This window comes from Streptomyces sp. NPDC044044, from assembly GCF_056434405.1.
This window is the reverse complement of the sequence record NZ_JBWKFG010000009.1, coordinates 1-21551: the sequence shown is the minus strand read 5'-3', so window position 1 is coordinate 21551 and position 21551 is coordinate 1. Positions and strand designations below refer to the sequence as shown.

General features: G+C 72.0%; 18 protein-coding genes, 1 rRNA gene and 1 pseudogene. 7 read left to right on the top strand and 13 right to left on the bottom strand.

Annotated features, from left to right (window positions below; translation table 11 throughout):
- The first annotated feature begins 41 nt into the window (after positions 1 to 41).
- Complete coding sequence (locus AC07AG_RS30840) at positions 42 to 1679, top strand: PucR family transcriptional regulator (RefSeq protein WP_478759423.1); 1638 nt, start codon at positions 42 to 44, stop codon at positions 1677 to 1679.
- A gap of 34 nt (positions 1680 to 1713) precedes the next feature.
- On the opposite strand, the gene AC07AG_RS30835 is transcribed toward AC07AG_RS30840, so the two are convergent.
- The 3 genes from AC07AG_RS30835 to recN form a co-directional block, all read right to left on the bottom strand.
- Positions 1714 to 2856 carry a glycosyltransferase family 4 protein gene (locus AC07AG_RS30835; RefSeq protein WP_478759422.1) on the bottom strand — a complete coding sequence of 381 codons (1143 nt, stop codon included), beginning with the start codon at positions 2854 to 2856 and terminating at the stop codon, positions 1714 to 1716.
- A gap of 653 nt (positions 2857 to 3509) precedes the next feature.
- Positions 3510 to 4289: a hypothetical protein gene (locus AC07AG_RS30830; RefSeq protein ID WP_478759421.1), complete on the bottom strand. Its 780-nt coding sequence runs from the start codon at positions 4287 to 4289 to the stop codon at positions 3510 to 3512.
- 190 nt (positions 4290 to 4479) lie between these two features.
- On the bottom strand, positions 4480 to 6207 hold the full coding sequence (gene recN, locus AC07AG_RS30825) for a DNA repair protein RecN (protein ID WP_478759926.1): 1728 nt from the start codon (positions 6205 to 6207) through the stop codon (positions 4480 to 4482).
- Positions 6208 to 6415: 208 nt separating this feature from the next.
- Between recN and AC07AG_RS30820 the strand changes: the two genes are divergently transcribed.
- Positions 6416 to 7765 carry an FtsX-like permease family protein gene (locus tag AC07AG_RS30820; RefSeq protein ID WP_478759420.1) on the top strand — a complete coding sequence of 450 codons (1350 nt, stop codon included), beginning with the start codon at positions 6416 to 6418 and terminating at the stop codon, positions 7763 to 7765.
- 148 nt (positions 7766 to 7913) lie between these two features.
- Here the strand turns inward: AC07AG_RS30820 and AC07AG_RS30815 are convergent, their stop codons facing one another.
- Genes AC07AG_RS30815 through AC07AG_RS30805 form a run of 3 tightly spaced genes read right to left on the bottom strand, consistent with a single transcriptional unit; the run spans position 7914 to position 10016 of the window.
- A complete protein-coding gene (locus AC07AG_RS30815; protein ID WP_478759419.1) occupies positions 7914 to 8864 on the bottom strand; it encodes an NAD kinase in 951 nt (316 codons plus the stop codon).
- Positions 8861 to 9676 (bottom strand): TlyA family RNA methyltransferase, encoded by an 816-nt coding sequence (locus AC07AG_RS30810; protein ID WP_478759418.1) that lies wholly within the window; start codon positions 9674 to 9676, stop codon positions 8861 to 8863. The genes AC07AG_RS30815 and AC07AG_RS30810 overlap by 4 nt, the downstream gene beginning before the upstream one ends.
- A gap of 7 nt (positions 9677 to 9683) precedes the next feature.
- A complete protein-coding gene (locus AC07AG_RS30805; protein ID WP_478759417.1) occupies positions 9684 to 10016 on the bottom strand; it encodes a hypothetical protein in 333 nt (110 codons plus the stop codon).
- A 42-nt stretch (positions 10017 to 10058) separates the two neighbouring features.
- On the opposite strand from AC07AG_RS30805, the gene AC07AG_RS30800 reads away from it, so the two are divergent.
- On the top strand, positions 10059 to 10406 hold the full coding sequence (locus AC07AG_RS30800; RefSeq protein ID WP_478759416.1) for an alkyl sulfatase C-terminal domain-containing protein: 348 nt from the start codon (positions 10059 to 10061) through the stop codon (positions 10404 to 10406).
- Here the strand turns inward: AC07AG_RS30800 and AC07AG_RS30795 are convergent.
- The 3 genes from AC07AG_RS30795 to AC07AG_RS30785 all read right to left on the bottom strand — a co-directional run bounded on the left by AC07AG_RS30795 (position 10390) and on the right by AC07AG_RS30785 (position 13354).
- Complete coding sequence (locus AC07AG_RS30795) at positions 10390 to 11223, bottom strand: ABC transporter ATP-binding protein (protein ID WP_478759415.1); 834 nt, start codon at positions 11221 to 11223, stop codon at positions 10390 to 10392. The genes AC07AG_RS30800 and AC07AG_RS30795 overlap by 17 nt on opposite strands.
- Positions 11224 to 11285: 62 nt before the next feature.
- Positions 11286 to 12314: a FecCD family ABC transporter permease gene (locus AC07AG_RS30790; protein WP_478759414.1), complete on the bottom strand. Its 1029-nt coding sequence runs from the start codon at positions 12312 to 12314 to the stop codon at positions 11286 to 11288.
- Entirely contained in the window at positions 12311 to 13354 is a 1044-nt protein-coding gene (locus AC07AG_RS30785) for a FecCD family ABC transporter permease (RefSeq protein ID WP_478759413.1), read from the bottom strand. The genes AC07AG_RS30790 and AC07AG_RS30785 overlap by 4 nt, the downstream gene beginning before the upstream one ends.
- A 53-nt stretch (positions 13355 to 13407) precedes the next feature.
- Here AC07AG_RS30785 and AC07AG_RS30780 point away from each other — a divergent pair, with 53 nt between their 5' ends.
- From AC07AG_RS30780 to AC07AG_RS30770, 3 genes are read left to right on the top strand one after another with little or no spacing between them, the layout of a single operon-like run.
- Complete coding sequence (locus AC07AG_RS30780; RefSeq protein WP_478759412.1) at positions 13408 to 14448, top strand: ABC transporter substrate-binding protein; 1041 nt, start codon at positions 13408 to 13410, stop codon at positions 14446 to 14448.
- Positions 14448 to 15491, top strand: coding sequence for an ABC transporter substrate-binding protein (locus tag AC07AG_RS30775; RefSeq protein ID WP_478759411.1), 1044 nt, complete (start codon positions 14448 to 14450; stop codon positions 15489 to 15491). The genes AC07AG_RS30780 and AC07AG_RS30775 overlap by 1 nt, the downstream gene beginning before the upstream one ends.
- Entirely contained in the window at positions 15491 to 16324 is an 834-nt protein-coding gene (locus tag AC07AG_RS30770) for a siderophore-interacting protein (RefSeq protein ID WP_478759410.1), read from the top strand. Before AC07AG_RS30775 ends, AC07AG_RS30770 begins: the two co-directional genes overlap by 1 nt.
- An 83-nt stretch (positions 16325 to 16407) precedes the next feature.
- Here AC07AG_RS30770 and AC07AG_RS30765 read toward each other — a convergent pair whose 3' ends face one another.
- The gene (locus tag AC07AG_RS30765; RefSeq protein WP_478759409.1) at positions 16408 to 17436 is read right to left on the bottom strand and encodes an HAD hydrolase-like protein; all 1029 of its coding nucleotides are present in this window, start codon (positions 17434 to 17436) and stop codon (positions 16408 to 16410) included.
- 72 nt (positions 17437 to 17508) lie between these two features.
- Here AC07AG_RS30765 and AC07AG_RS30760 point away from each other — a divergent pair, with 72 nt between their 5' ends.
- The gene (locus AC07AG_RS30760) at positions 17509 to 18786 is read left to right on the top strand and encodes a DUF1015 domain-containing protein (RefSeq protein ID WP_478759408.1); all 1278 of its coding nucleotides are present in this window, start codon (positions 17509 to 17511) and stop codon (positions 18784 to 18786) included.
- An 83-nt stretch (positions 18787 to 18869) separates the two neighbouring features.
- On the opposite strand, the gene AC07AG_RS30755 is transcribed toward AC07AG_RS30760, so the two are convergent.
- The 3 genes and pseudogenes from AC07AG_RS30755 to rrf form a co-directional block, all read right to left on the bottom strand.
- Complete coding sequence (locus AC07AG_RS30755; protein ID WP_478759924.1) at positions 18870 to 19724, bottom strand: tetratricopeptide repeat protein; 855 nt, start codon at positions 19722 to 19724, stop codon at positions 18870 to 18872.
- Between the two features lie 177 nt (positions 19725 to 19901).
- Positions 19902 to 20393 (bottom strand): annotated as a pseudogene (locus AC07AG_RS30750) (hypothetical protein); the annotation flags it as partial.
- A gap of 830 nt (positions 20394 to 21223) precedes the next feature.
- A 5S ribosomal RNA gene (gene rrf / locus AC07AG_RS30745) occupies positions 21224 to 21340 on the bottom strand.
- Positions 21341 to 21551 lie beyond the last annotated feature (211 nt).

The window sequence follows — 21551 nt, the reverse complement described above, 5'->3', positions numbered from 1 at the left end:
GGAGATGTTCCCGGAACGAATGCGCAGGTAGCGTCCGCCACATGGACAGTCAGGGCACGCAGGGCACTCAGGGCGGCATCACCGTGCAGCGGGCCCTGGAACTTCCGGGTCTTCGCGGTGGGCTCCCCGAGGTGGTCGCGGGCGCGGACCGGCTGCAGCGCACGGTGCGGTGGGTGCACGCGGGCGAGGTGCCGAACATCGCCTCGCTCCTCAAGGGCGGCGAGCTGCTCCTGACCACGGGCCTCGGCCTGGGCGCACGCCCCGCCGAGCAGCGCGTCTTCGTGCGCAAGCTCGCCGAGCGCGGTATCGCGGCGCTCGTCGTGGAGCTCGGCCCGCGCTTCACGCGGCTCCCCGCCGCGATCGTGGAGACGGCGCGCGCGGCGGGACTTCCGCTGGTGCAGCTGCACCGCGAGGTGCCCTTCGTGACGGTCACCGAAGAGGTCCACACCGAGATCGTCAACGGCCACTACGCACTGCTCCAGCGGGCCGAGGAGGTCCACAGGCGCTGCACGGAGGCGCTGCTCGGCGGGGGCGGCGTCCCCCAAGTTCTCAATGTCCTGGCGGACTTCAGCGGCAACCCGGTGTTCCTGGAGACGCCGGACGGACAGCTTCTGTACGCCGCCGGGGCGGGCACCGAGTGTGCCGATCCCCTCCAGGTGTGGGAGGGGCTGCGGGGCCACCACAAGGACGGGCCGCCCGCGGGCGCGGTGCTCGTGGACGTGCCGGGCGGAGGGCCGGGGTCGAGCTTCGTGCGCGCCCGGCTGGTGCTGCTCGCCGTGGAGTCCGCGCTGCTTCCGGTGCACCGGATCGCGGCGGAGCGGGCCGCGGGCTCGCTCGCGGTGGTCCTGATGCAGGCCCGGCAGGAGGAGGAGCTCGCCGCGCGCGGCCGGGGTGACTTCCTGACCGACCTGGCCGAGGGGCGGATCCAGGCCGACGACGCGCCCGCCCAGGCGCGGGTGCTCGGCTTCAAGCCCGGCGAGAGCCCGCTGCTCCCGGTGGTGATGCGCCTCGCGGACGGGCTGCCGCCCGGGGGCGGCTGGGCCGTGCTCGCGCGGGCGGTGGCGGAGGAGCTCGCGGCGGTGGGGGTGCCCGTACTGCTCGGCGTGCGTCCGGTGGAAGGGCGCGTCCCGCTGCTCCTTGGCCTGCGTACGGAATCCGAACGCACGGCGGTGGCCGACCGGGTCGCCGCCGCGCTGCGGGCGGGCGTGGAGCGGGCGGGGATGCAGCGGGCCGGGGCGCTGCCGCCGGTCGTGGTGGTCGGCGTCGCGGGCGGCTGGGCCGCCGCTTCGGCGGGCCTGAGGCACGCGGCGGAGACGGCGACGGCCGCACAGGGTCTGTCGGACCGCCCCTGGTACGACGCGCGGCGCCTGGACATCGATCTGCTCCTGTGGCGCCTGCACAACTACGACGACTCGGCGCTCGCCGCGTTCGTGGACCGCGCGATCGGCCCCCTGCGCACCCACGACCAGCGCTCGAAGCCGCCGCTGTTGCCGACCCTGCAGACGTACCTGGCCCATGCGGGGCGCAAGGCGGAGACGGCGCGCGAGCTGCACCTGAACCGTCAGACGCTCTACAACCGCCTCGCCAGGATCAGTGAACTCCTCGGCACGGATCTGGACGACCCGCAGACGGTGCTCGCGCTGAGCCTGGCGCTGCGGGCGCGCAGGCATGTGGCGTAGGGGCCGCGGGCATGTGGCGTAGGGGCCGCGGGCCTCAGGAGTACATGGCGAGCGGCTGCGTCAACTCGTCGTAGACGCTGAGGACTTGGGTGACCGTCTCGTCCTCGGTCGGCCAGGTCGCCGCCTGGGCCGTTCCCTTGTCCTTGAGGCGCTCCCTGAGCGCGGGGTCGGCGAGGAGGCGTGCGACGGCGGTGGCCAGGGCCGCGGCGTCGCCGTACGGGACGAGCGCCGCCGCGTCGCCGACCAGTTCGGGGATGCCGCCGACGGCGGTCGCGACGAGCGGCACGCGCGCGTGCAGGGCCTCCTGGGCGAGCACGGAGCGGGACTCCCAGCTGGTGGGCAGCACCACGAGGTCGGCCGCCGCGAGCATGTCGGGCACGTCGTCGCGCCGCCCGACGAGCCGGACCGGAAGGCCTTCGCCCTCGATACGGCGCTGCAGGGCGCCGCGCTCGGGACCTTCACCGGCGATGACGAGGAGCGGCAGGGGGTCGAGGTGACGCCACGCGCGGGCTGCCTCCAGGAGGACGTCGTAGCCCCGCTTCCGTTCGAGCGTGCCGACCGTGACGATCAGCGGCCGACCGACGGCGCCGAGTTCGGCGAGGGCTTTGTGGCGCAGCCCTTCGGCGTCCTCGGCCGCACCGGCCGCCGCGCGCGGCGCGGGGAGCGTGACGGGGGCGAGGCGTGCGTCCCGCGCGCCCCTGCTGCGGGCGCGGTCGACGAGGTCGGAGGAGGTGCCGAGGACCACGGCGGCGGCCTTGGCGACGCGCCGCTCCAGGAGGTGCAGGACACGGGCGCGCGCCCCTTCCGCGTGCGCGCGGGTGTGCCAGGTGACGACGAGGGGGGTGCGGCGGCCGGTGAGCGCGAGGGCGGCGCGGAGCGCGGCGTGCAGTCCGTGCGCGTGCACGAGGTCGGCGTCGGCGCAGGCCGTGCGGAGGGAGGCGACGGACGCGGGGTCGCTGCTGCGGGGTACGTGGACGTGCCGGGCGCCGGTGCCCGTCAGGTCGTAGGCGGTGGCCGCCTCGGACGGGGCGCACACCGTGACCCGCACGCCCCGCGCCGCGAGGCCCGCGGCGAGCGACCTGACGTGGGCGCTGCTGCCCGCGCTGCCACCGCCCAGGACTTGCACGGTGTGCAGAGAGGTCTGACCGTGCGGTGAGTGGCTGCTCACGTGGCTCACGTAGCCGGGGCTCCTGGGTCGGCGTCGGGGGGCTGCGCCAAGGATGCCAGTCCGTACGGACGTTCCGGCACCGCCGAAAGGTCTCTTCCGTGTCGGGGCGGGCAACTCCCTGACCCGGATCACCCACACGGGTGAGGACGACGGGGTTTCAGCACCGCGGACGACCTGCGGCCCCCGCATCTTCGCAGCGGGGGCATGCCTGGCGGAAGGCTTTCAGAAGGCTCGGCGTGGCCGGTCCGTGGCCTCCGCCACGGACCGGCACTTCCGGACGCCACTTCCGGCCCCCACGACGGCAGCACTGATCTCCTAGCCGTCCACGCGGCAGCTACCACCAGACCCACCGCATGGACGGCGAGACCCGCGCGGCCGTTGCCCGCGGCGATGACCGCGCCGCCGTGGTCTCCGCCGCGGGACGACGCTTCCGGGCAGCGCTTCCGGACCTCACCTCCGGTCGGTCAAGAAGCTAGCCCCGGGCCCCACGACAGCGGCACTGATCTCCTAGCCATACGCGGCGGCTACCACCAGACCCGCCGCGCGGACGGCGAGCCCCACGCGGCCGTTGCCCGCGGCGATGACCGCGCCGCCGTGGTCTCCGCCGCAGGGCGACGCTTCCGGGCAGCGCTTCCGGACCTCACCTCCGGTCAGTCGAAAAGCTAGCCCCGGGCCCCCACCACGGCAGCACTGATCTCCTCTCCGTACACGGCAGCTGCCACCAGACCCGCGGCATGGAGCACGAGACCCGCACGACCATTACCCGCGGCAATCGCCACACCGAGCCCCGCCCCCAGGGCATGCGCCCCCGCGTCGCCGATCATGGCGCGCTCCCCGACGTCCTCCGGGAGCACGGCCGCCGCGGCTCCCACGGAGGCTGCGGAGAGGACTCCGGCGGTGCCTGTGCGCAGCAGCCCCGGTGCTCCCAGCGCCACCACCGCTCCGGCGGCCCTTCCCGGGCGTACGTCCACGAGGTTGACGAAGTGCGCGGTGCCCGCGATCACGACGCCCGCGAGGAGCTTGTCCACGGGCCGCTCCTTGAGCAGCGCGCCTGCGGCCAGACCGGCCGCCGAGATCCCGAACAACTTCACGGCTCCGCTGGTCACTTCACCGCCCCGCAAAGCGCCCAGGTGCGCGCGAAAGCCCCGGCGCGGGTCGCCTTCGCCCGCCACGTCGTCGTACGCCCCGCACGCCCCTGCGGCGATGACGGCAAGCGCGGCGGCGGCGCGGGACCGGGCAGGCAGCGCCACGGCTCCGGCCGCAGCGCCGATGGCGGCAGCGGGCCCGGCGTACAACTCCACTGTCCGCCCGGCGTAGTTCTTCCGCTGCCAGCGGTCGGGACCGCCGGGGGCACGTGAACGCAACGCGGCGGTGGCCGCACGGGTGACCGCGGCTGCGGAGAGGAGGGCGGAGAGGCGCCGGGCGGGCTTGCGGTCGACCATGCGGGCCAGCCTACTTTCGGCCCGCAAGGGCTCACTCACGGCCCACACGGCCCCCTCTCAGCCCGTCCGGCGTTTGAGGACGAACTCGGCGAAGCCGGTGATCGACGGTGACTGACGGTGCGCACCGGGGCGGACGGCACGCACCGGCGCCTGCCCGAGGCCCCCGGGCCCGCTGCCCCTGTCCGTCCCCCTATCCGTCCCCCCGAGCCGTCGCCAGCAACTCCTCCGCATGGGCCCGAGCGGTCTCCGAGTCCTCCTGGCCGGCCAGCATCCGGGACAACTCCCGCACCCGGTCCTCGCCCTCGAGCACGAGAACCCCGGACCGCGTCACGGACCCGTCATTCGTCTTCTCCACAAGCAGCTGACGGTCGGCGAACGCCGCCACCTGCGGCAGGTGCGTCACGACCACGACCTGCGCGGACTTCGCGAGCCTTGCGAGCCTGCGGCCGATCTCGACCGCGGCCTTGCCGCCGACGCCCGCGTCGACCTCGTCGAAGAGGTACGTCGGGACGGGGTCCGTGCCCGCGAAGACGACCTCGACGGCGAGCATCACGCGCGACAGCTCACCGCCGGACGCGCCCTTGGCGATCGGCCGCGGCGGGGCGCCCGGATGCGGGGCCAGGAGGAGTTCCACCTCGTCGACACCCGCCGGGCCGTACGCGACGAGGCGTCCGTCGACCGGCACGCCGTCCCCGCCATCGGGCACCTCCGTGGCGGTGATGTCGATCGTCACGCGCGCGTGCGGCATCGCAAGCGAGGCGAGCTCTTCGGTGACGGCCGCCGCGAACCGCGACGCCGCCTCCTGACGCGCGTCGGTCAACGCCTGCGCGAGTCCGGCCAGTTCGGCCCGGAGCGCGTCACGCTCGGCGGTCAGCTCCTCAAGACGGTCGTCGTCGCCCTCGAGTTCGGCGAGCCGCGCGGCCCCCTCCTCGGCCCAGGCGAGCACGGTGTCGATGTCGGAGCCGTACTTCCGGGTCAGCTGGGTGAGCGCGGCCCGCCGCTCCTCCACCGCCGCGAGGCGCAGGGGATCGGCGTCGAGGTCGTCCGCGTACCCGGCGAGCTCCCCCGCCACATCGCCCAGCAGGATCCCGATCTCGCCGATCCGCTCGGCGAGGGCGGCCAGGGCGGGGTCGTGCGAACGCACCGCTTCAAGGGCCCTGTGGGCGCCCGCGACCAGCGTCGTGGCGTCGACGCCCTCCGGGTCCTCGGGGTTGCCCGCGAGCGCGGCGTGCGCGGACGTGGCGGCGGAGGCGAGGGCCTCCGCGTGGCCGAGCCGTTCGGCCTCCGCGGCCAGTTCGGTGTCCTCGCCCGCGCGCGGCTCGACGCCGGCGACCTCGTCGAGGCCGAAGCGCAGCAGATCGGCCTCCTGGGCCCGTTCACGCGCACGCGTGGTGATCTCGTCGACCTCGGTCGTCACGGCCCGCAGCCTGCGGTACGCCGCCGTGTACTTGGCCAGCGGCACGGTGACCGCGTCGCCCGCGTACCGGTCGAGCGCCCCGCGCTGCCGGGCCGGCTTGAGCAGCCCCTGCTGGTCCGTCTGACCGTGCACCGCGACGAGGTCGTCGGCGAGCTCGGACAGCAGACCCACCGGGACCGACCGCCCGCCGAGATGCGCGCGGGATCTCCCCTCCGCCGAGACGGTACGGCTGATCAGCAGCGCCCCGTCGTCGAGTTCGGCTCCCGCCTCCTCCGCACGCACGGCGGCCGAGGCGCCCGCGGGCACAGTGATCCGCCCCTCCACCACCGCCGCCTTGGCGCCGATCCGCACCAAGGCGGGATCCGCGCGTCCGCCGAGCAGCAGGCCAAGGCTGGTGACCACCATCGTCTTGCCCGCACCGGTCTCGCCCGTCACGGCGGTGAACCCCGGCGACAGCTCGACCACTGCGTCGTCGATGACTCCGAGCGACCGTATCCGCATCTCCTCCAACACGGACACGACCTTACGAGGTCATGGGCCAGGTGTGCGACGGCCCCTGGTCTCCTTCCACCTTCCTTCCACGAAGACGCAGGTGGCAAAGGCGGACCGAACGGACGCTGTCACTCGCAGGGGGGTGGGGATTTCCCCACCATGATCTTCCTGTCAGCCTCCTGGTGCGCCGGTGCCCCAGCACCCCAAGCTGATCAGCATGGGAACGGGACTGGCACAGGCGGCACTGCGGGCGCATCGCCCGGCATTCGTGGGTACGGCGGTGGCCGCGCTCTTCGCGGCGACCGTGGTGAGCGCCTCGACGATGATGCTCGGCACGACGGGCACCGACGGGCTCTCCGCGCGGGCCCGCAGACAGATCACGGAGAACGGCGTCGGCGACATGGCCGTCGTCCTCCTGATCGGTTCCATCTACATGTCGATATTCGTGGTCGCGTCGACCATGGGAACGGCCGTCACGCAGCAGCACCGCGAGCTGGCCATGGTGCGCTCCATCGGCGCCAAGCCCCGCCAGGTCCGCCGCGCGGTGGCCGTCCAGGCGCTCGCCGCGTCGATCCCGGCGGCGCTCGCCGGCTTCGTCATCGGCGGCTTCGCCGCGCGCTGGTGGCACGCGGGCATGGTCTCGCACGGACTGCTCCCCGCCGAGGCGGAGTTCCGGTTCGGCTGGGTCGCCCTGCCGGTGTGCCTGGGCGTGGCCGTGGTGACGACGACGCTCGCCGCGGTCCTCTCGGCCCTGCGCTTCTCGCTCCTCCGCCCGGCCCGCGCCCTGAGCGAGGCGGCGACCGGACGGCGGGGGCTCGGCATGCTCCGGGCGCCGCTCGGTCTGATCGCGGTCGCGGGGGCGGGCGCAGTCTCGGTGCTCCTTTCGAAGCAGCCCGCGGACGAGGCGAGCGAGGGGGCGTTCCTCGTCCTGATCCTCTTCTGCGTCGGCGCGGGGCTGCTCGGCCCGCGGATCATCGGGCCCGCGGCCTGGGTGGTCTCCGCGCTGGTGGGCCGGTTCGGCGCCGGCGCTCGCCTCGCGATGCTCAACGTCCGCTCGCAGCCCCGCCGTTTCTCCGCCGCGGTCGTGCCGCTCGTCCTGGTCGTGGGCTTCGGCCTGACCAAGATCGGCATGCACACCACGGCACAGCACCACACGGGTTCGGCGGGCAGCACGGGCGAGGTCTGGCTCGACTACGTAGGCACGGGTCTGTACGCGGGCTTCGCCGCGATCGCCGCGGCGAACACCCTCGCCATGATCTCCTTCGAGCGCCGCCGCGACGTCGCCCTGCTGCGCATGGTCGGCAGCCAGCGCGCCCAGGTGCGGGCGATGGCGGCCTGGGAGGCTGTGGTCGTCGCGGGCACCGCGCTGCTGCTCGGCACCGCGATCGCGCTCGGCACACTGGCCCCCATCCTGAGCACGGCCTTCGGCTCCTCGCTCCCCCACCTGCCGTGGGGCGTGCCGGTGGGGATAGCGGCGGGCACGCTGCTGCTCACACTGCTGGCGACGGGCCTTCCGGTACGCGCGGTCATGCGGAAGCGGGCCATCTCAGTGGTCTGCTCCACATAACGACGACGAGGCGGGCCCCGTAGGGCGCGAGGCAAGGCGGGCCCCGTAAGGGGCGCGGGGAACTGCGCGACCAGCCCCCACCGGACCCGCAGGTGACGACCGCACGCCCACCGGCCCACCGGCCCCTCACCGCACCCCCAGCGGAGCGCTAGTGCGGAGCCCCGCGCCACCCCGAAACCGGCAGGGCGAACTTCGCCACGAGCCGGTCGGTGAACGACGCGTGGTGCAGCCGTGCGAGCCGCACCGGCACCCCGCCCCTGCGCACCTCGACCCGGGCCCCCGGCGGCAGCTCCACGGTCCGCCGCCCGTCGCACCACAGCACCCCGTGCGGCGTGTGCTGCTGGACCTCGACGGCGAGCACCGAGTCAGGCGAGGTCACCAGGGGCTTGGCGAACAGGGCGTGGGCGCTGATCGGCACCATCAGGAGCGCCTCCACCTCCGGCCACACGACGGGCCCGCCCGCGGAGAAGGCGTACGCGGTGGAGCCGGTCGGCGTCGCGCACACGATGCCGTCGCAGCCGAAGCCGGTGACCGGACGCCCGTCGATCTCCAGGACGACCTCCAGCATCCGTTCGGCCGACATCTTCTGCACGGCGGCTTCGTTGAGCGCCCAGTCGCGGTGCACGACATCGCCGTTGCTGTGCACGACGACGTCGATGGTCATCCGCTCCTCGACCTCGTACGCCTTCGTCACCACCCGGTCGACGACCTTGTCGAGATCGTCGCGCTCCGCCTCGGCGAGGAAGCCGACGCGCCCCAGGTTCACGCCGAGCATCGGCACCCCGGAGGCGCGGGCGAACTCGGCGCCGCGCAGCAGGGTGCCGTCGCCGCCGAGCACGACGAGCAGTTCACAGCCGTCGAGACACTGCGGGGTGGCCTCCTTCACGGTGCCGACCTCGGGCGGCAGCGGCAGATCGGCCGCCTCCGCCTCCAGGACCCGTACGCCGATGCCGCTGCGCAGCAGCCCCTGGACGACGAGTTCGGCACTGCGGATGGCAGCAGGCCGTCCGGTGTGCGCGAGCAGGAAAACGGTACGAGCTCGGGTCTGGGTGTCCCGAGTCTGGTTCTCTCGGGTCTGGGTCTCTCGGGTCTCAGTCAACGGGGCCCCTCCGCCACGGCACGGTCAACGTCCGCCGGGTCGAGTTCGGGCGCCCCGGCACGCAGCCACAGAAAGTACTCGACATTTCCGGAAGGTCCGGGCAGCGGGCTCGCGGTCACGCCACGCGCACCGAGCCCGAGCCCCCACGCCTGCCTCGCCACATTGCGTACGGCGTCGGCCCGCAGCTGGGCGCTGCGCACCACACCGCCGCTGCCCAGGCGCTCCTTGCCGACCTCGAACTGCGGCTTGACCATCAGGACCAGGTCGGCGTCCGGGGCGGCGCACCGCACGAGCGCGGGAAGGACCAGGCCGAGCGGGATGAACGAGAGGTCGCCGACGACCAGGTCGACGGGGGTCCCGTCGATGGACTCCAGCGTCAACTCCCGTACGTTCGTACGGTCCTTGACGGTGACCCGGTCGTCGCTCTGCAGCGACCAGGCGAGCTGGCCGTACCCCACGTCCACGGCGACGACGCCCGAGGCACCGGCGCGCAGCAGCACATCGGTGAAGCCGCCGGTGGACGCGCCCGCGTCGAGTGCGCGCCGCCCCTCGACGACCAGGCCCTGCGGCACGAACGCGGCGAACGCGCCCGCCAGCTTGTGGCCGCCGCGCGAGACGTAGTCGGGATCGCTGTCGTCGGTCGCGACCACGATGGCCGCGGCGGTCTCCACCTGCGTCGCGGGCTTCGTCGCCGTGTTCTTGTCGACGGTCACACGGCCGGCGGCGATCAGCTGGCTGGCGTGCTCGCGCGAGCGTGCCAGCTTGCGCCGGACCAGTTCGGCGTCGAGGCGGCGGCGTGCCACTCCTGCCACGTTCTGTTCAGCTCCTGATGTACGGGGGTGAGTGCTGGGACGAAGCCGCGGGCGTCCCCATGGGCGAGGGCGCCGGCGGCCCGGGGCGTGCGTCGAGCGCGGTCAGCGCGTCACGCAGTCCCCGGTGTACATCCTCGTACACCTCGATGTGGCCGTCCGTGGCGAGGTGGTCGGCGTCGCCGAGACGCGTGAGCAGGCCGTCGACCTCGGCGTCTCCGGTCGGGACGCGCTCCACCCCCAAGGGCGCGGGTCCCACGGGGTCGTACGTCTCGGCCCGCACCTCGGCGGCGGCCTCGGGCTCCACCGGCTCGGGCTCGGGGCCCGGCATCGAGTCGCTCATGCCCAGACGCTACCCCGAAGCGCTGCGGTACCGTCGATCACGATGGCGACGATCGAAGAGTGCCGCACGGCGCTCGACACACTCTCGGACAACCTGGCGGGCGCCCAGGGCGGCGTACGCAGCGCAGCCGCGCTCAACCGCTCGCTCAGCTGCCGCATCACCGACCTTGACGTGACCTTCACGGGCCGCCTCGAAAACGGCCGGATCACGGTGCTCGACACGCATCCCGGCCCCCCACGCGAGAAGGCCGAGATCCGCCTCACCATGTCCGGCGACGACCTGGTGGCGATGGTGGACGGCGAGCTGAACTTCGCGAAGGCCTGGGCCTCCGGCCGGGTCAAGCTGGAGGCGGGCCTGCGCGACATGCTCCGCCTCAGGTCGCTGCTTTAACCACGGCTTCGGCGGTCGCCTTCGGCTTCGTACGTCCCCGCCGTGACGCCGGCACCACCAGCGGCGTCCCCGACTCCGGGTCGTCGATGATCTGGCAGTCCATCCCGAAGGTGTCCCGGACCAGCTCCGCGGTGACGATCTCGGACGGCGCGCCCTCGGCCACGACCTCGCCCTCGCGCAGGGCGATGAGGTGGGTGGCGTAGCGAGCCGCGTGGTTGAGGTCGTGCAGGACGGCGACGAGCGTGCGGCCCTGCTCCTCGTGGAGGTCGGCGCACAGGTCGAGCACGTCTATCTGGTGCTGGATGTCGAGGTACGTCGTCGGCTCGTCCAGGAGCAGCAGCGGAGTCTGCTGGGCGAGCGCCATCGCGATCCACACGCGCTGGCGCTGGCCGCCGGAGAGTTCGTCGACATAGCGATCAGCCAGTTCGGCGACACCGGTCGACGCCATCGACTCGCCCACGATGCGCTCGTCCTCCGACGACCACTGGCGCAGGAGCCCCTGGTGCGGATAGCGGCCGCGCGCCACCAGGTCGCCCACCGTGATCCCGTCGGGCGCGATCGAGGACTGCGGGAGCAGGCCGAGCGTCCGCGCCACCTTCTTCGCGGGCATCGACTGGATGACGTTGCCGTCGAGCAGGACACGGCCCGCGGAGGGCTTGAGCATCCGGGACAGGGCGCGCAGCAGGGTGGACTTGCCGCAGGCGTTCGGGCCGACGATCACGGTGAAGGAGTTGTCGGGTATCTCGACGGACAGCTTCTCGGCGATGACGCGCTGGTCGTAGCCAAGGGTCACATCGTCCGCGATGAGCCGGTTCACTGCGGCACGCTCCTGCCTGTCGGTGCTCTCAGAGGTATTCGTGTTCAGGGCCGTAGGCGTCTTCATATCCGCCCTGCCTTGCGCTCGATGACGAGGAGCCACAGCAGGTAGATGCCGCCGAGCACGCCCGTGACCACACCGACGGGCAGCTGGTCGGCGCCGAAGGCCCGCTGCGAAGCCCAGTCCGCGACGATCAGCAGGGTCGCGCCCATGAACATCGCGGGCATGAGGTTCGGTCCCGGCGAGCGGGTGAGCCGCTTGGCCAGCTGCGGCGAGGTGAGCGCGACGAAGGCGACGGGGCCCGCCGCGGCGGTCGCGGCCGCGGTGAGCAGCACCGCCGAGCCCATCAGGACGATGCGGGTGCGCTCCACGGGCACCCCGAGCGCGTAACCGACGTCGTCGCCCATCTCCAGCATCCGCAGCGGACGGGCGTACGTCATGACGAGCGGCACGAGGATCGCGCACAAGGCGAGCAGCGGCCAGACCTGGTCCCAGTCCCGGCCGTTGAGGGAGCCGGTCATCCAGACGACGGCGCGCGCGGCGTCGACGATGTCCGCCTTGGTGAGCAGATAGCCGTTGATCGCGGTGACGAACGCGGAGACGCCGATGCCGACGAGGACGAACCGGAAGCCGTGCACGCCCCGCTTCCAGGCGAGCACGTAGATCGCGAAGCCGGTCACCAGACCGCCCACGAGCGCGCCCCCGGCGACCTGCACAGCGGTGCCCTGGAAGAGGACGATCATGATGAGCGCGCCCGCGGTGGACCCCTGCCCGAGGCCCAGGATGTCCGGACTGCCCAGCGGATTGCGCGAGATGGACTGGAAGATCGCGCCGCCGAGCCCGAGCGCGGCCCCCACCAGGAGGCCGACGAGGACCCGCGGAAGGCGCAGGTCGTTGATGATGAACTCCTGCCCGGCGTCTCCGTTGCCGAGCAGGGTGCGGATGACGTCGGCCGTGGGGATGTAGAAGTCACCGGTGCCGATCAGGACGACGCTCGCAGCGAGCGCGGCCACGATGAGCACGGCGACGACCACGGCCGTGCGGACGTCCAGACGGAAGCTGAGCCCGCCCCGGGTGCGTATCGCCTTCACAGCTGAGCCAGCCTCCGCCGTCGTACGAGAAAGATGAAGACCGGAGCGCCGATCAACGCGGTGATGATGCCGACCTGCAGTTCGGCGGGGCGCGCGACGATGCGTCCGATGACGTCGGCGCCGAGCAGCAGCACCGGCGAGAGGATCGCCGCGTAGGGCAGGATCCAGCGCATGTCGGGGCCGGTGAAGGAGCGCACGACGTGCGGCACCATCAGGCCGACGAACATGATGGGCCCGCAGGCCGCGGTCGCCGCCCCGCAGAGCAGGGTCGCGGCGGCCATGGACAGGGCGCGGGTGCGGTTCAGGTGGGCGCCGAGCGCGCGGGCGGTGTCGTCGCCCATGGCCATGGCGTTGAGCGGCCGGGCGAGGCCGAGGGCGAGCACGATGCCGATCACGAGGAAGGGCAGGACCTGCAGGATGGTCTCGGTCTTGGCCGATGCCAGGGAGCCGACCGTCCAGAAGCGCATCTTGTTGAGGGCGGCGTTGTCCGTGATCATCACGGCCTGCAGATAGCCGTAGAGCGCGGCGCTCAGGGCGGTTCCGGCGAGCGCGAGCCGTACGGGCGTCGCGTTGCGGGTCCCGCCGAGGGCGTAGACGGCGGCGCCGACCACGGCCGCTCCCGCGAAGGCGAACCACACATAGCCGCTCAGCGAGGTGACGCCGAAGAAGCTGATGGCGGTGACGACGGCGGCCGAAGCGCCGAGGTTGATGCCGAGCAGCCCCGGGTCGGCGAGCGGGTTGCGCGTCAGCGCCTGCAGGACGGCTCCGGCGAGACCGAGGGCCACACCGACGAGCACACCGAGGAGCGTCCGCGAGAGCCGCTCTCCGACGACGACATCGCCGTACGTCCCGGTGTCCTGGAACAGCCCGTGCCAGACCTGGTCGAGGGACATCTGCTTGGCACCGACCGCGATGCTCGCCACGACGACGAGCAGCAGTACGCAGACCGAGACGAGGAGCCCGGCGCTGCGTATCGCGCGGCGGTTGGGTGGCGCGGGGGCACTCTCCGCGCTGGCTTCGGGGGGACTGTCGACCAACACCAGGTTAGGTTAGCCTACCCTCGCACTTGACTTCGACGAGAGAAGCACCACCTATGCGCGCCCGCCGTCCGATACCTCCTGCTCTGACCCGTCGTGGCGTGCTCGGCCTGGGCAGCGCCGTCGGTATCGGCGGACTCCTGACAGCATGCGGCGGCAAGGACGACGGCGCAAAATCGTCGGACGGCGGCACGGGCTGGAGCTTCAAGGACGACCGCGGCACCACCGCGAAGGCGGCCAGGGCCCCGCGCCGGATCGTCGCCTATATCGGCGCGGCCGCGGCCCTGCACGACTTCGGCGTCGAGTGCACCGGCGTCTTCGGCCCGACGAGGCTGAAGAACGGCGAACCCGACGTCCAGGCCGGTGGCGTCGATGTCGACAAGGTGACGATCCTCGGTAACGCCTGGGGCGAGTTCAGCATCGAGAAGTACGCGAAGCTCCGCCCCGAGGTGCTCGTCAGCACCATGAATGAGTCGCCGAAGCTCTGGTACGTCCCCGACGACTCGGCCAAGAAGATCACCTCGCTCGCGCCGAGCGTCGGCATCCTCACCGGCAAGTCCTCCCTGACGAAGGTGATCGGCCGCTTCGCCGAGCTCGCCGAATCGCTCGGCGCCGACCTCACGGCGGAGAAGGTCACCGCCGCGAAGAAGCGCTTCGAAGCGGCGTCGGAGACCCTGCGCAAGTCGGCGAAGGCGGCGAAGGCCCGCGGCGGCCTCAAGGTCATGGCGGTCGCGGCGGTGGACGACATGCTCTACGTGGGCGACCCCGCCGACTTCACCGACCTGCGCCACTACGGCGGCCTGGGCGTCGAGTTCGTCACCCCTGCGAAGACGGCCGAGGGCGGCTTCTTCCAGGAGCTCGGCTGGGAGAACGCCGACACGTACGACGCCGATCTGATCCTCGTCGACCAACGGACCGGCAACCTCCAGCCCGCCGAGCTCAAGAAGTCCAAGCCGACCTGGGCGAAACTCCCCGCGGTCAAGGCCGGCCAGGTCATCTCCTGGTCCAACGAAGCCCAGTTCAGTCACGCCGGCTACGCACCGCTCATCGAGCAGCTCGCGGCAGCCGTCGACAAGTCGAAGAAGGCGGCAGCCTGATGTCCACCACCCACCGCCCCGTTGCCCCCAGAGGCATGTCCCGCACCGGCATGTCCCGCCGCGGCCTGCTCACCTCGGGCGGGGCACTCGGCCTCGGCGCCCTGCTCACCGCCTGCGGGAGCGACAAGGAGTCCGGGAAGAGCGCGGGCTCCAAGCCCTGGAGCTTCAAGGACGACCGCGGCAAGACCGCCAAGGTGAACCACACCCCGAAGAACATCGTCGCCTACATCAGCACGGCGGCCGCCCTGCACGACTACGGCGTCACCTGCACCGGAACCTTCGGCCCCTCCAAGCCGGTGGACGGCAAGCCCAACCCCCAGGCAGGCGATCTCGATGTCGACAAACTGACGAGCCTCGGCGAGTCCTTCAACCAGTTCAACATCGAGAAGTACGCGGGCCTCAAGCCCGACCTCCTGATCAGCAACATGTTCCCGCCGCCCGCCCTCTGGTTCGTGCCCGCGGACAGCACCAAGAAGATCGAGGCGCTCGCGCCCACCGTCGGCATCAAGGGCGCCCGCGTCTCCCTGCTCGAACCCCTCAAGCGCTACACCGAGCTCGCCGAGGCGCTCGGCGGTGACCTCGAATCGGAGAAGGTGCGCGCGGCCAAGGCCCGCTTCGACAAGGCCGAGCGCCGGCTGCGCAAGGCGGCGAAGGCCAACCCCGGCCTGAAGGTCCTCGCGATGACCGGCGACGCCGACCAGTTCTACGTCGCCGTCCCGGACTCCTACTGCGACCTCAACTACTTCAAGGACCTCGGCGTCGAGTTCGTCGAGGGCAAGAAGGTCGACGAGTGGGGCTTCTGGGAGTTCCTGAGCTGGGAGAACGCCGACAAGTACCACGCCGATCTCATCATGATGGACAACCGGTCGAGCGCACTGCCGCCCAAGGAACTCGCGAAGAAACCCACCTGGGAGCTGCTCCCCGCCGTCAAGGCCGGTCAGACCGTGCCCTGGTCGATGGAGGAGCGCTACAGCTACGCCGGTTACGCCCCCGTGCTCGAACAACTCGCCACCGCCATCGAGAAGTCGAAGAGGCTCACCTGATGACTGCATCCCCGTACCACTTCTTCGATGTCCATGTGCTGCGCACCGAGTACGTCACCCCCGCCATGATCCGCGTGGCCCTCGGCGGCGACGGCCTGGCACGGATGGGCTCGGCGGGCCGCGACCAGCGCATCAAGGTGTTCCTGCCCCAGCCGGGGCAGGACGCCCCCGTCATGCCGGACACATCGGGCGGGGACGCGGCGAGCTGGTACACCGACTGGCTCGCCCTCGACCCCGACGTACGGGGCATCATGCGCACCTACACCACGCGTGAACTGCGCCGCGACCCCGACGAGTTGATCGTCGACTTCGCGGTCCACGGCACGGCTCCCTCGCCCTCCGACGGCCCGGCGACCAGCTGGGCGCGGTCCGCTCGCCCCGGCTCCCGGATCGGCGTGCTCGCGCCGATCGAGGACGAGAACGGCGCGTACGACTTCAGGCCGCCGCAGGACACCGACTGGGTCCTCCTGACCGCCGACGAGTCGGCGCTCCCGGCGGTGGCGGCCATCCTGGAGACACTCCCGCCGGCCACGCCGACCCGCGTCTGGATCGAGGTCCACGACCTGGCGGACAAGCAGGAGCTGCCGACGAAGGCCGACGCCGAGATCACCTGGCTCACGGAAGAGGGCTCGACGCCGTCGGCGATCCGCGCCGCCGAGCTGCCTTCGGGCACCCCGTACGCCTGGGTCACGGGCGAGTCCGCGACGGTCAAGACCGTACGCCGCCACCTGGTGAGCGACCGCGGCTTCGACCGCAAGCGCATCTCGTTCTCCGGCTACTGGCGCAAGGGCACCACCACCGACGAGCTGATCGACCGCAACGAAACGGCCTGACGGCCTGACCGCCTGTCCCGTGGCGAAGCCCCGCCCGCGCACCGGCCGGGGTTCGCCATGAGGCAGGCGGCCCGCCCAGGGAGCTACACCCCCAGCCGCGCCAGCGCCTTCTCGCCGTCCAGCGTGCACACGCCGTCCCCCGCCTCCGTCCAGGCCGCCGCACACAGCGCACGCAGCCCGTCCATCGCGTCGCCCTCGCCGTCGAGCACCAGCTCCTGGCCCCGCACCGACGCCGTCCACCCGCCGCAGCCGAAGCCGCCCTCCGCGGAAGTCACTTCGGGCTGGCCGGTCAGCATGCCGCGCAGGTCCTCGTCCACGTACGTCGGCCGGTGCTCGGGCGGGGCCGCGAGCAGCTGGGCGCCGTCCGTGACCCCGGTCAGGACGAGCAGCGAGTCCACCTCGCCGTTGAACGCGCCCTCGATGTCCGTGTCGAGCCGGTCCCCCACGACCAACGGCCGCTCGGCGCCCGTCCGCAGGATCGTCTCGCGGTGCATCGGAGGCAGCGGCTTGCCCGCCACCTGCGGCTCCGCGCCCGTCGCGATGCGTACGACCTCGACCGCCGCACCATTGCCCGGCGCGATGCCCCGCGCGCTGGGAATCGTCAGGTCCGTGTTGGACGCGAACCACGGCACCCCGCGCGCGATCGCGTAACAGGCCTCGCCGAACCGCCCCCACGCCATGTCGGGCCCGCCATACCCCTGCACGACCGCCACCGGCCCGTCGTCCGCCGAGTCCACCGGCTCGAGGCCGCGCTCGCGCAGCGCGACCCGCAGCCCTTCCCCGCCGATCACCAACACCCGTGCCCCCGCGGGAACTTGCTCGCTCACCAGACGTGCCGCCGCCTGCGCGGACGTGATGACGTCCGCGGCCCCGGTCGGAATGCCGAGCTCCGTCAGATGCTCCGCCACCGCGTCCGGCGTACGCAGCGCGTTGTTCGTCACGTACGCGAGATGCATGCCGCCCGCCCTGGCCGTCCCGAGCGACTCGACGGCGTGCGCGATCGCGTGCCCTCCCGCATACACCACCCCGTCCAGGTCGAGCAGCGCCGTGTCATACGCCTCGCTCAGCACATTCCGGCTGCCCGCGGGCCGCGTCCTGACGGTCTGGCTCATTACACATCGCTCCTCGATCGATCCCGCTCCCCCGATCATCGCTCATGCCACTGACACACATACGATGCAGCAATGAACACAGCGGGTCATACCGACGACCAAGGCCTCGATCTGATCCCGTTCCGAGGCATTCGCTACGTCCCCGAGCGGGTCGGCAGCCTAGCCGCCGTGACATCCCCGCCGTACGACGTGGTCGTACGGCCCGACGGCCTGCTCCACCTGGAGTCCGCCGACCCGCACAACATCGTCCGGCTAATCCTCCCCCAGGCCACCACTCCGGTGGCCCGCAACGAACAGGCAGCCGAGACCCTGCACGCCTGGCTCTCCCAGGGCATCCTCGCGCCCGACCCGGAGCCCAGCCTCTACGTCTACGAACAGCGCGACGCCGACATCCTGCAGCGCGGCATCATCGGAGCCCTGCGCCTCTCCGAGGCGGACGACGGCATCGTCCTTCCCCACGAAGGCGTCATGCCCCATGTCGTGGAGGACCGCGCGGGCCTGATGCGCGCGACGAACGCCAACCTCGAACCGCTGCTCCTGACGTACCGCTCGGACGGCGACGCCACGGGCGCGACGGCCGTCGTCGAGCGCACCGTGCTGAACAAGCCTCTCTTGTCGACGACCACGGAGGACGGCTTCAGCCATCGCCTGTGGGCGGTCAACGACCCCGCCGACCTCGCCGAGATCCAGTCAGATCTCTCCCACCACCAGGCCCTGATCGCGGACGGGCACCACCGCTGGGCCACCAATCTCCGGCTCCGCTCCGAGCACCCGTCGCCAAGCCCCTGGGACCGCGGCCTGGTCCTCCTGGTGGACACCGCGCGCTACCCGCTCCGGGTCCGCGCCATCCACCGCTACCTCCACCGGCTCCCGGTCCCCGACGCCCTCGCGGCCCTCACGGGCTCCTTCCGCATACGCACCGTCGAAGGCCCCCTGCCGAGCGCCCTCGAAGCCCTGGCGGAGGCAGCAACCGAAAGCAACGCCTTCCTCCTGGCGGGTGACGGAGGCTTCCACCTCATCGACCGCCCGTCCCCGGACCTCCTCGCCCGTACGATCCCGGCCGACCCCCCGGAGGCCTGGCGCACGCTGGACGCGACGGTCCTGCACTCCACGCTCCTCGACCACATCTGGCAGATCCCGGACGCCCCGGAGCACATCGCGTACATCCACGACACCGCCGCGACCGTGGAGAAGGCGGAACGCGACGGCGGTACGGCCGTCCTGATGCACCCGGTCCGCGAAGAGGTCGTACGCGACCTGGCCCGCCAGGGCGTCACGATGCCCCGCAAGTCCACGTCCTTCGGCCCCAAGCCGGCATCGGGCCTGGTCCTGCGCGGCCTCGACTTCTGATTCAGACGTCTGAACCACCGGATACGACAACGGGCGGGACCCCTGATGGGGTCCCGCCCGTTGCCATGCAGCCAGGTCAGCGCTCAGGCCTTGCGGCCCTCGTCACCCTCACCGTCATCGTCCAGCTCGAAGTCGTCCTCGTCATAGAACTCCTCCACGCCCTCGTCCTCGTCCTCCTCGACGGGGGCGACGAAGACGACGTCGGGCTTCGAGGCAGCCTCTGCGGTAGCCGCCTCCACGACCGGCGCCGACTCGTCGTCCGCCATGACGTCGACGAACTCGACACCGTCCAGCTCGGCAAGGCGGTCCGACGCGTCGGTGCTGCCGTCCTTGTCGGACTCGACGACCTTCGCGAACCACTCGCGCGACTCGTCCTCACGGCCTGCGGCGAGCAGCGCGTCGGCGTACGCGTACCGCAGCCGCGCGGTCCACGGCTGGACGGAGTTGGAGCCCAGCTCGGGACCCTGCAGGGTGACGATGGCGGCATCGATCTGCCCCAGGTCACGCCGCGCACCGGCGGCGACGAGACGCATCTCGACCTGCCCCGGCTTGTCCAGCTTCTGCACCTCGGGCGCACCGGCCATGTCCAGCGCCTTCTCGGGCCGGCCGAGACCGCGCTCGCAGTCCGCCATGACGGGCCAGAGCTCGACGCTGCCGGTCATCCGACGGGCGGCCCGGAACTCGGCGAGCGCCTCGCTGTACTTCTGCACCGCGTACGCGGCGAAGCCCGCGGCCTCCCGTACGGCGGCGACGCGCGAGGCGAGCCGCAGCGCGACCCGCGAGTAGGCGTAGGCCTGCTCGGGGTCGTCGTCGATGAGGTTGGCGACCATCACCAGGTTCCTGGCGACGTCCTCAGCGAGCCCCTTGGGAAGGCTCTGCAGCTCCTGCTGTACGTCCTTGTCGATCTCGTGGCCCGTGACGTCATCGGGAATCGGCAGCCGCTTGATGGGCTCGCGGTCACGGTCGTCGCGCCCGCGGTACCCACCACGGTCGCCGTCACGCCGGTCGTCGCGCCCACGGAAGCCGCCACCACTGGGACGCCCACCACGGCTGTCGTCACGCCGCGGCCCACGGTCGTCGCCGCGGCCACGGAACCCGCCACCGCCACCGCCACCACGGTTGTCATCGCGACGGAAACCGCCACGGTCACCACCGCGATCGGCGCCACGGTCGCTGCCACGGTCATCGCGACGGAAAGCACCGCGGTCACCGCCACGGTCGTCACGACGCGGAGCACCAGAAGTCGAGCGGTCGTCACGGCGGAAACCACCGCGGTCACCGCCACCACGGCTGTCGTCGCGCCGGTCATCACGCTGGAAAGCGGGACGGTCGCCACCACGGGGCCGGTCATCCCGGCGATCGTCACGGCGGTCGTCGCGACGGAAGCCACCACGGTCACCGCCGCGATCGGCGGCACGGTCGCTGCCACGGTCATCGCGACGGAAACCACCGCGGTCACCGCCACCACGGTTGTCATCACGCCGGTCATCACGCTTGAACCCGGGACGATCCCCGTCACGGCGGAAGCCGCCGCGGTCGCCGCCACCACCACGGTTGTCGTCACGACGGAAGCCGCCACGGTCACCGCCACGGTCGTCACGCCGGTCATCCCGGCGGTCGTCGCGACGGAACGGGAGGCGGTCGCCGCCACCACTGCGGTCGTCGCGGCGCGGAGCACCGGAAGTCGAGCGGTCGTCACGACGGAACGGGGGACGGTCGCCGCCACCACGGTCGTCACGACGCGGAGCACCAGAAGTCGACCGGTCATCACGACGGAACGGAGGACGCCCGCCATCGCGGTCATCGCGCCCGCGGAAGCCGCCACGGTCGCCACCACCACCACGGTTGTCATCACGACGGAAGCCGCCGCGGTCACCCCCACGGTCGTCACGGCGAGGAGCACCGGAAGTCGAGCGGTCGTCACGACGGAACGGGGGACGGTCGCCGCCACCACGGTCGTCACGACGCGGCGCACCAGAGGTCGAGCGGTCATCACGACGGAACCCGGGGCGGTCGCCGCCCCCGCGATTGTCGTCGCGGCGGAAGCCGCCACGGTCGCCGCCACCACGGTTGTCATCACGACGGAAGCCACCGCGCTCGCCACCGCGGTCGTCACGACGCGGTGCGCCACGGTCACGGTCGTCGCGGCGGGGGCCGCCGGAGGTGGGGCGGTCGTCGCGGCGGAACGGAGGACGCCCACCGCCACTGCGGTCGTCACGGCGCGGTGCGCCGCCACGGTATCCGCCCCGGTCGCCACCGTCCCGGCCGCGCTGCTCGCGCTCCGGTCGCTCGTCGGGAGAGTTGGTGGACATCGGTGACTCCTAGTCTTCGGTACCGCAGTCATTCTTGCGCAGCCGGGTAGCCGGCGCGCTTCGACAAAACAAAAAGGACCCCTGGTCCCAGCGTGGACGCTGGGACCAGGGGTCCTCCAAAGATTGTTCGGCGGCGTCCTACTCTCCCACAGGGTCCCCCCTGCAGTACCATCGGCGCTTTGAGGCTTAGCTTCCGGGTTCGGAATGTAACCGGGCGTTTCCCTCACGCTATGACCACCGAAACCCTATGAAATATCCCGCCGCAAAGCGGGATCTCAAACAGGGCAGCGAACAAGCACACTCTTCAATTAAGTGGTGTAGCTGTTCAGCCGACACAACTGTTCGTTGTTTCAGAACTAACACAGTGGACGCGAGCAACTGAGGACAAGCCCTCGGCCTATTAGTACCAGTCACCTCCACCCGTTGCCGGGCTTCCAGATCTGGCCTATCAAC

Bases quoted from the DNA above. Each gene is read 5' to 3' on its own strand.
- AC07AG_RS30840 (WP_478759423.1), top strand. From the start codon at position 42: ATGGACAGTCAGGGCACGCAGGGCACTCAGGGCGGCATCACCGTGCAG.
- AC07AG_RS30830 (WP_478759421.1), bottom strand. From the start codon at position 4,289: ATGGTCGACCGCAAGCCCGCCCGGCGCCTCTCCGCCCTCCTCTCCGCA.
- recN (WP_478759926.1), bottom strand. From the start codon at position 6,207: ATGCGGATACGGTCGCTCGGAGTCATCGACGACGCAGTGGTCGAGCTG.
- AC07AG_RS30820 (WP_478759420.1), top strand. From the start codon at position 6,416: ATGGGAACGGGACTGGCACAGGCGGCACTGCGGGCGCATCGCCCGGCA.
- AC07AG_RS30805 (WP_478759417.1), bottom strand. From the start codon at position 10,016: ATGAGCGACTCGATGCCGGGCCCCGAGCCCGAGCCGGTGGAGCCCGAG.
- AC07AG_RS30800 (WP_478759416.1), top strand. From the start codon at position 10,059: ATGGCGACGATCGAAGAGTGCCGCACGGCGCTCGACACACTCTCGGAC.
- AC07AG_RS30780 (WP_478759412.1), top strand. From the start codon at position 13,408: ATGCGCGCCCGCCGTCCGATACCTCCTGCTCTGACCCGTCGTGGCGTG.
- AC07AG_RS30775 (WP_478759411.1), top strand. From the start codon at position 14,448: ATGTCCACCACCCACCGCCCCGTTGCCCCCAGAGGCATGTCCCGCACC.
- AC07AG_RS30770 (WP_478759410.1), top strand. From the start codon at position 15,491: ATGACTGCATCCCCGTACCACTTCTTCGATGTCCATGTGCTGCGCACC.
- AC07AG_RS30765 (WP_478759409.1), bottom strand. From the start codon at position 17,436: ATGAGCCAGACCGTCAGGACGCGGCCCGCGGGCAGCCGGAATGTGCTG.
- AC07AG_RS30760 (WP_478759408.1), top strand. From the start codon at position 17,509: ATGAACACAGCGGGTCATACCGACGACCAAGGCCTCGATCTGATCCCG.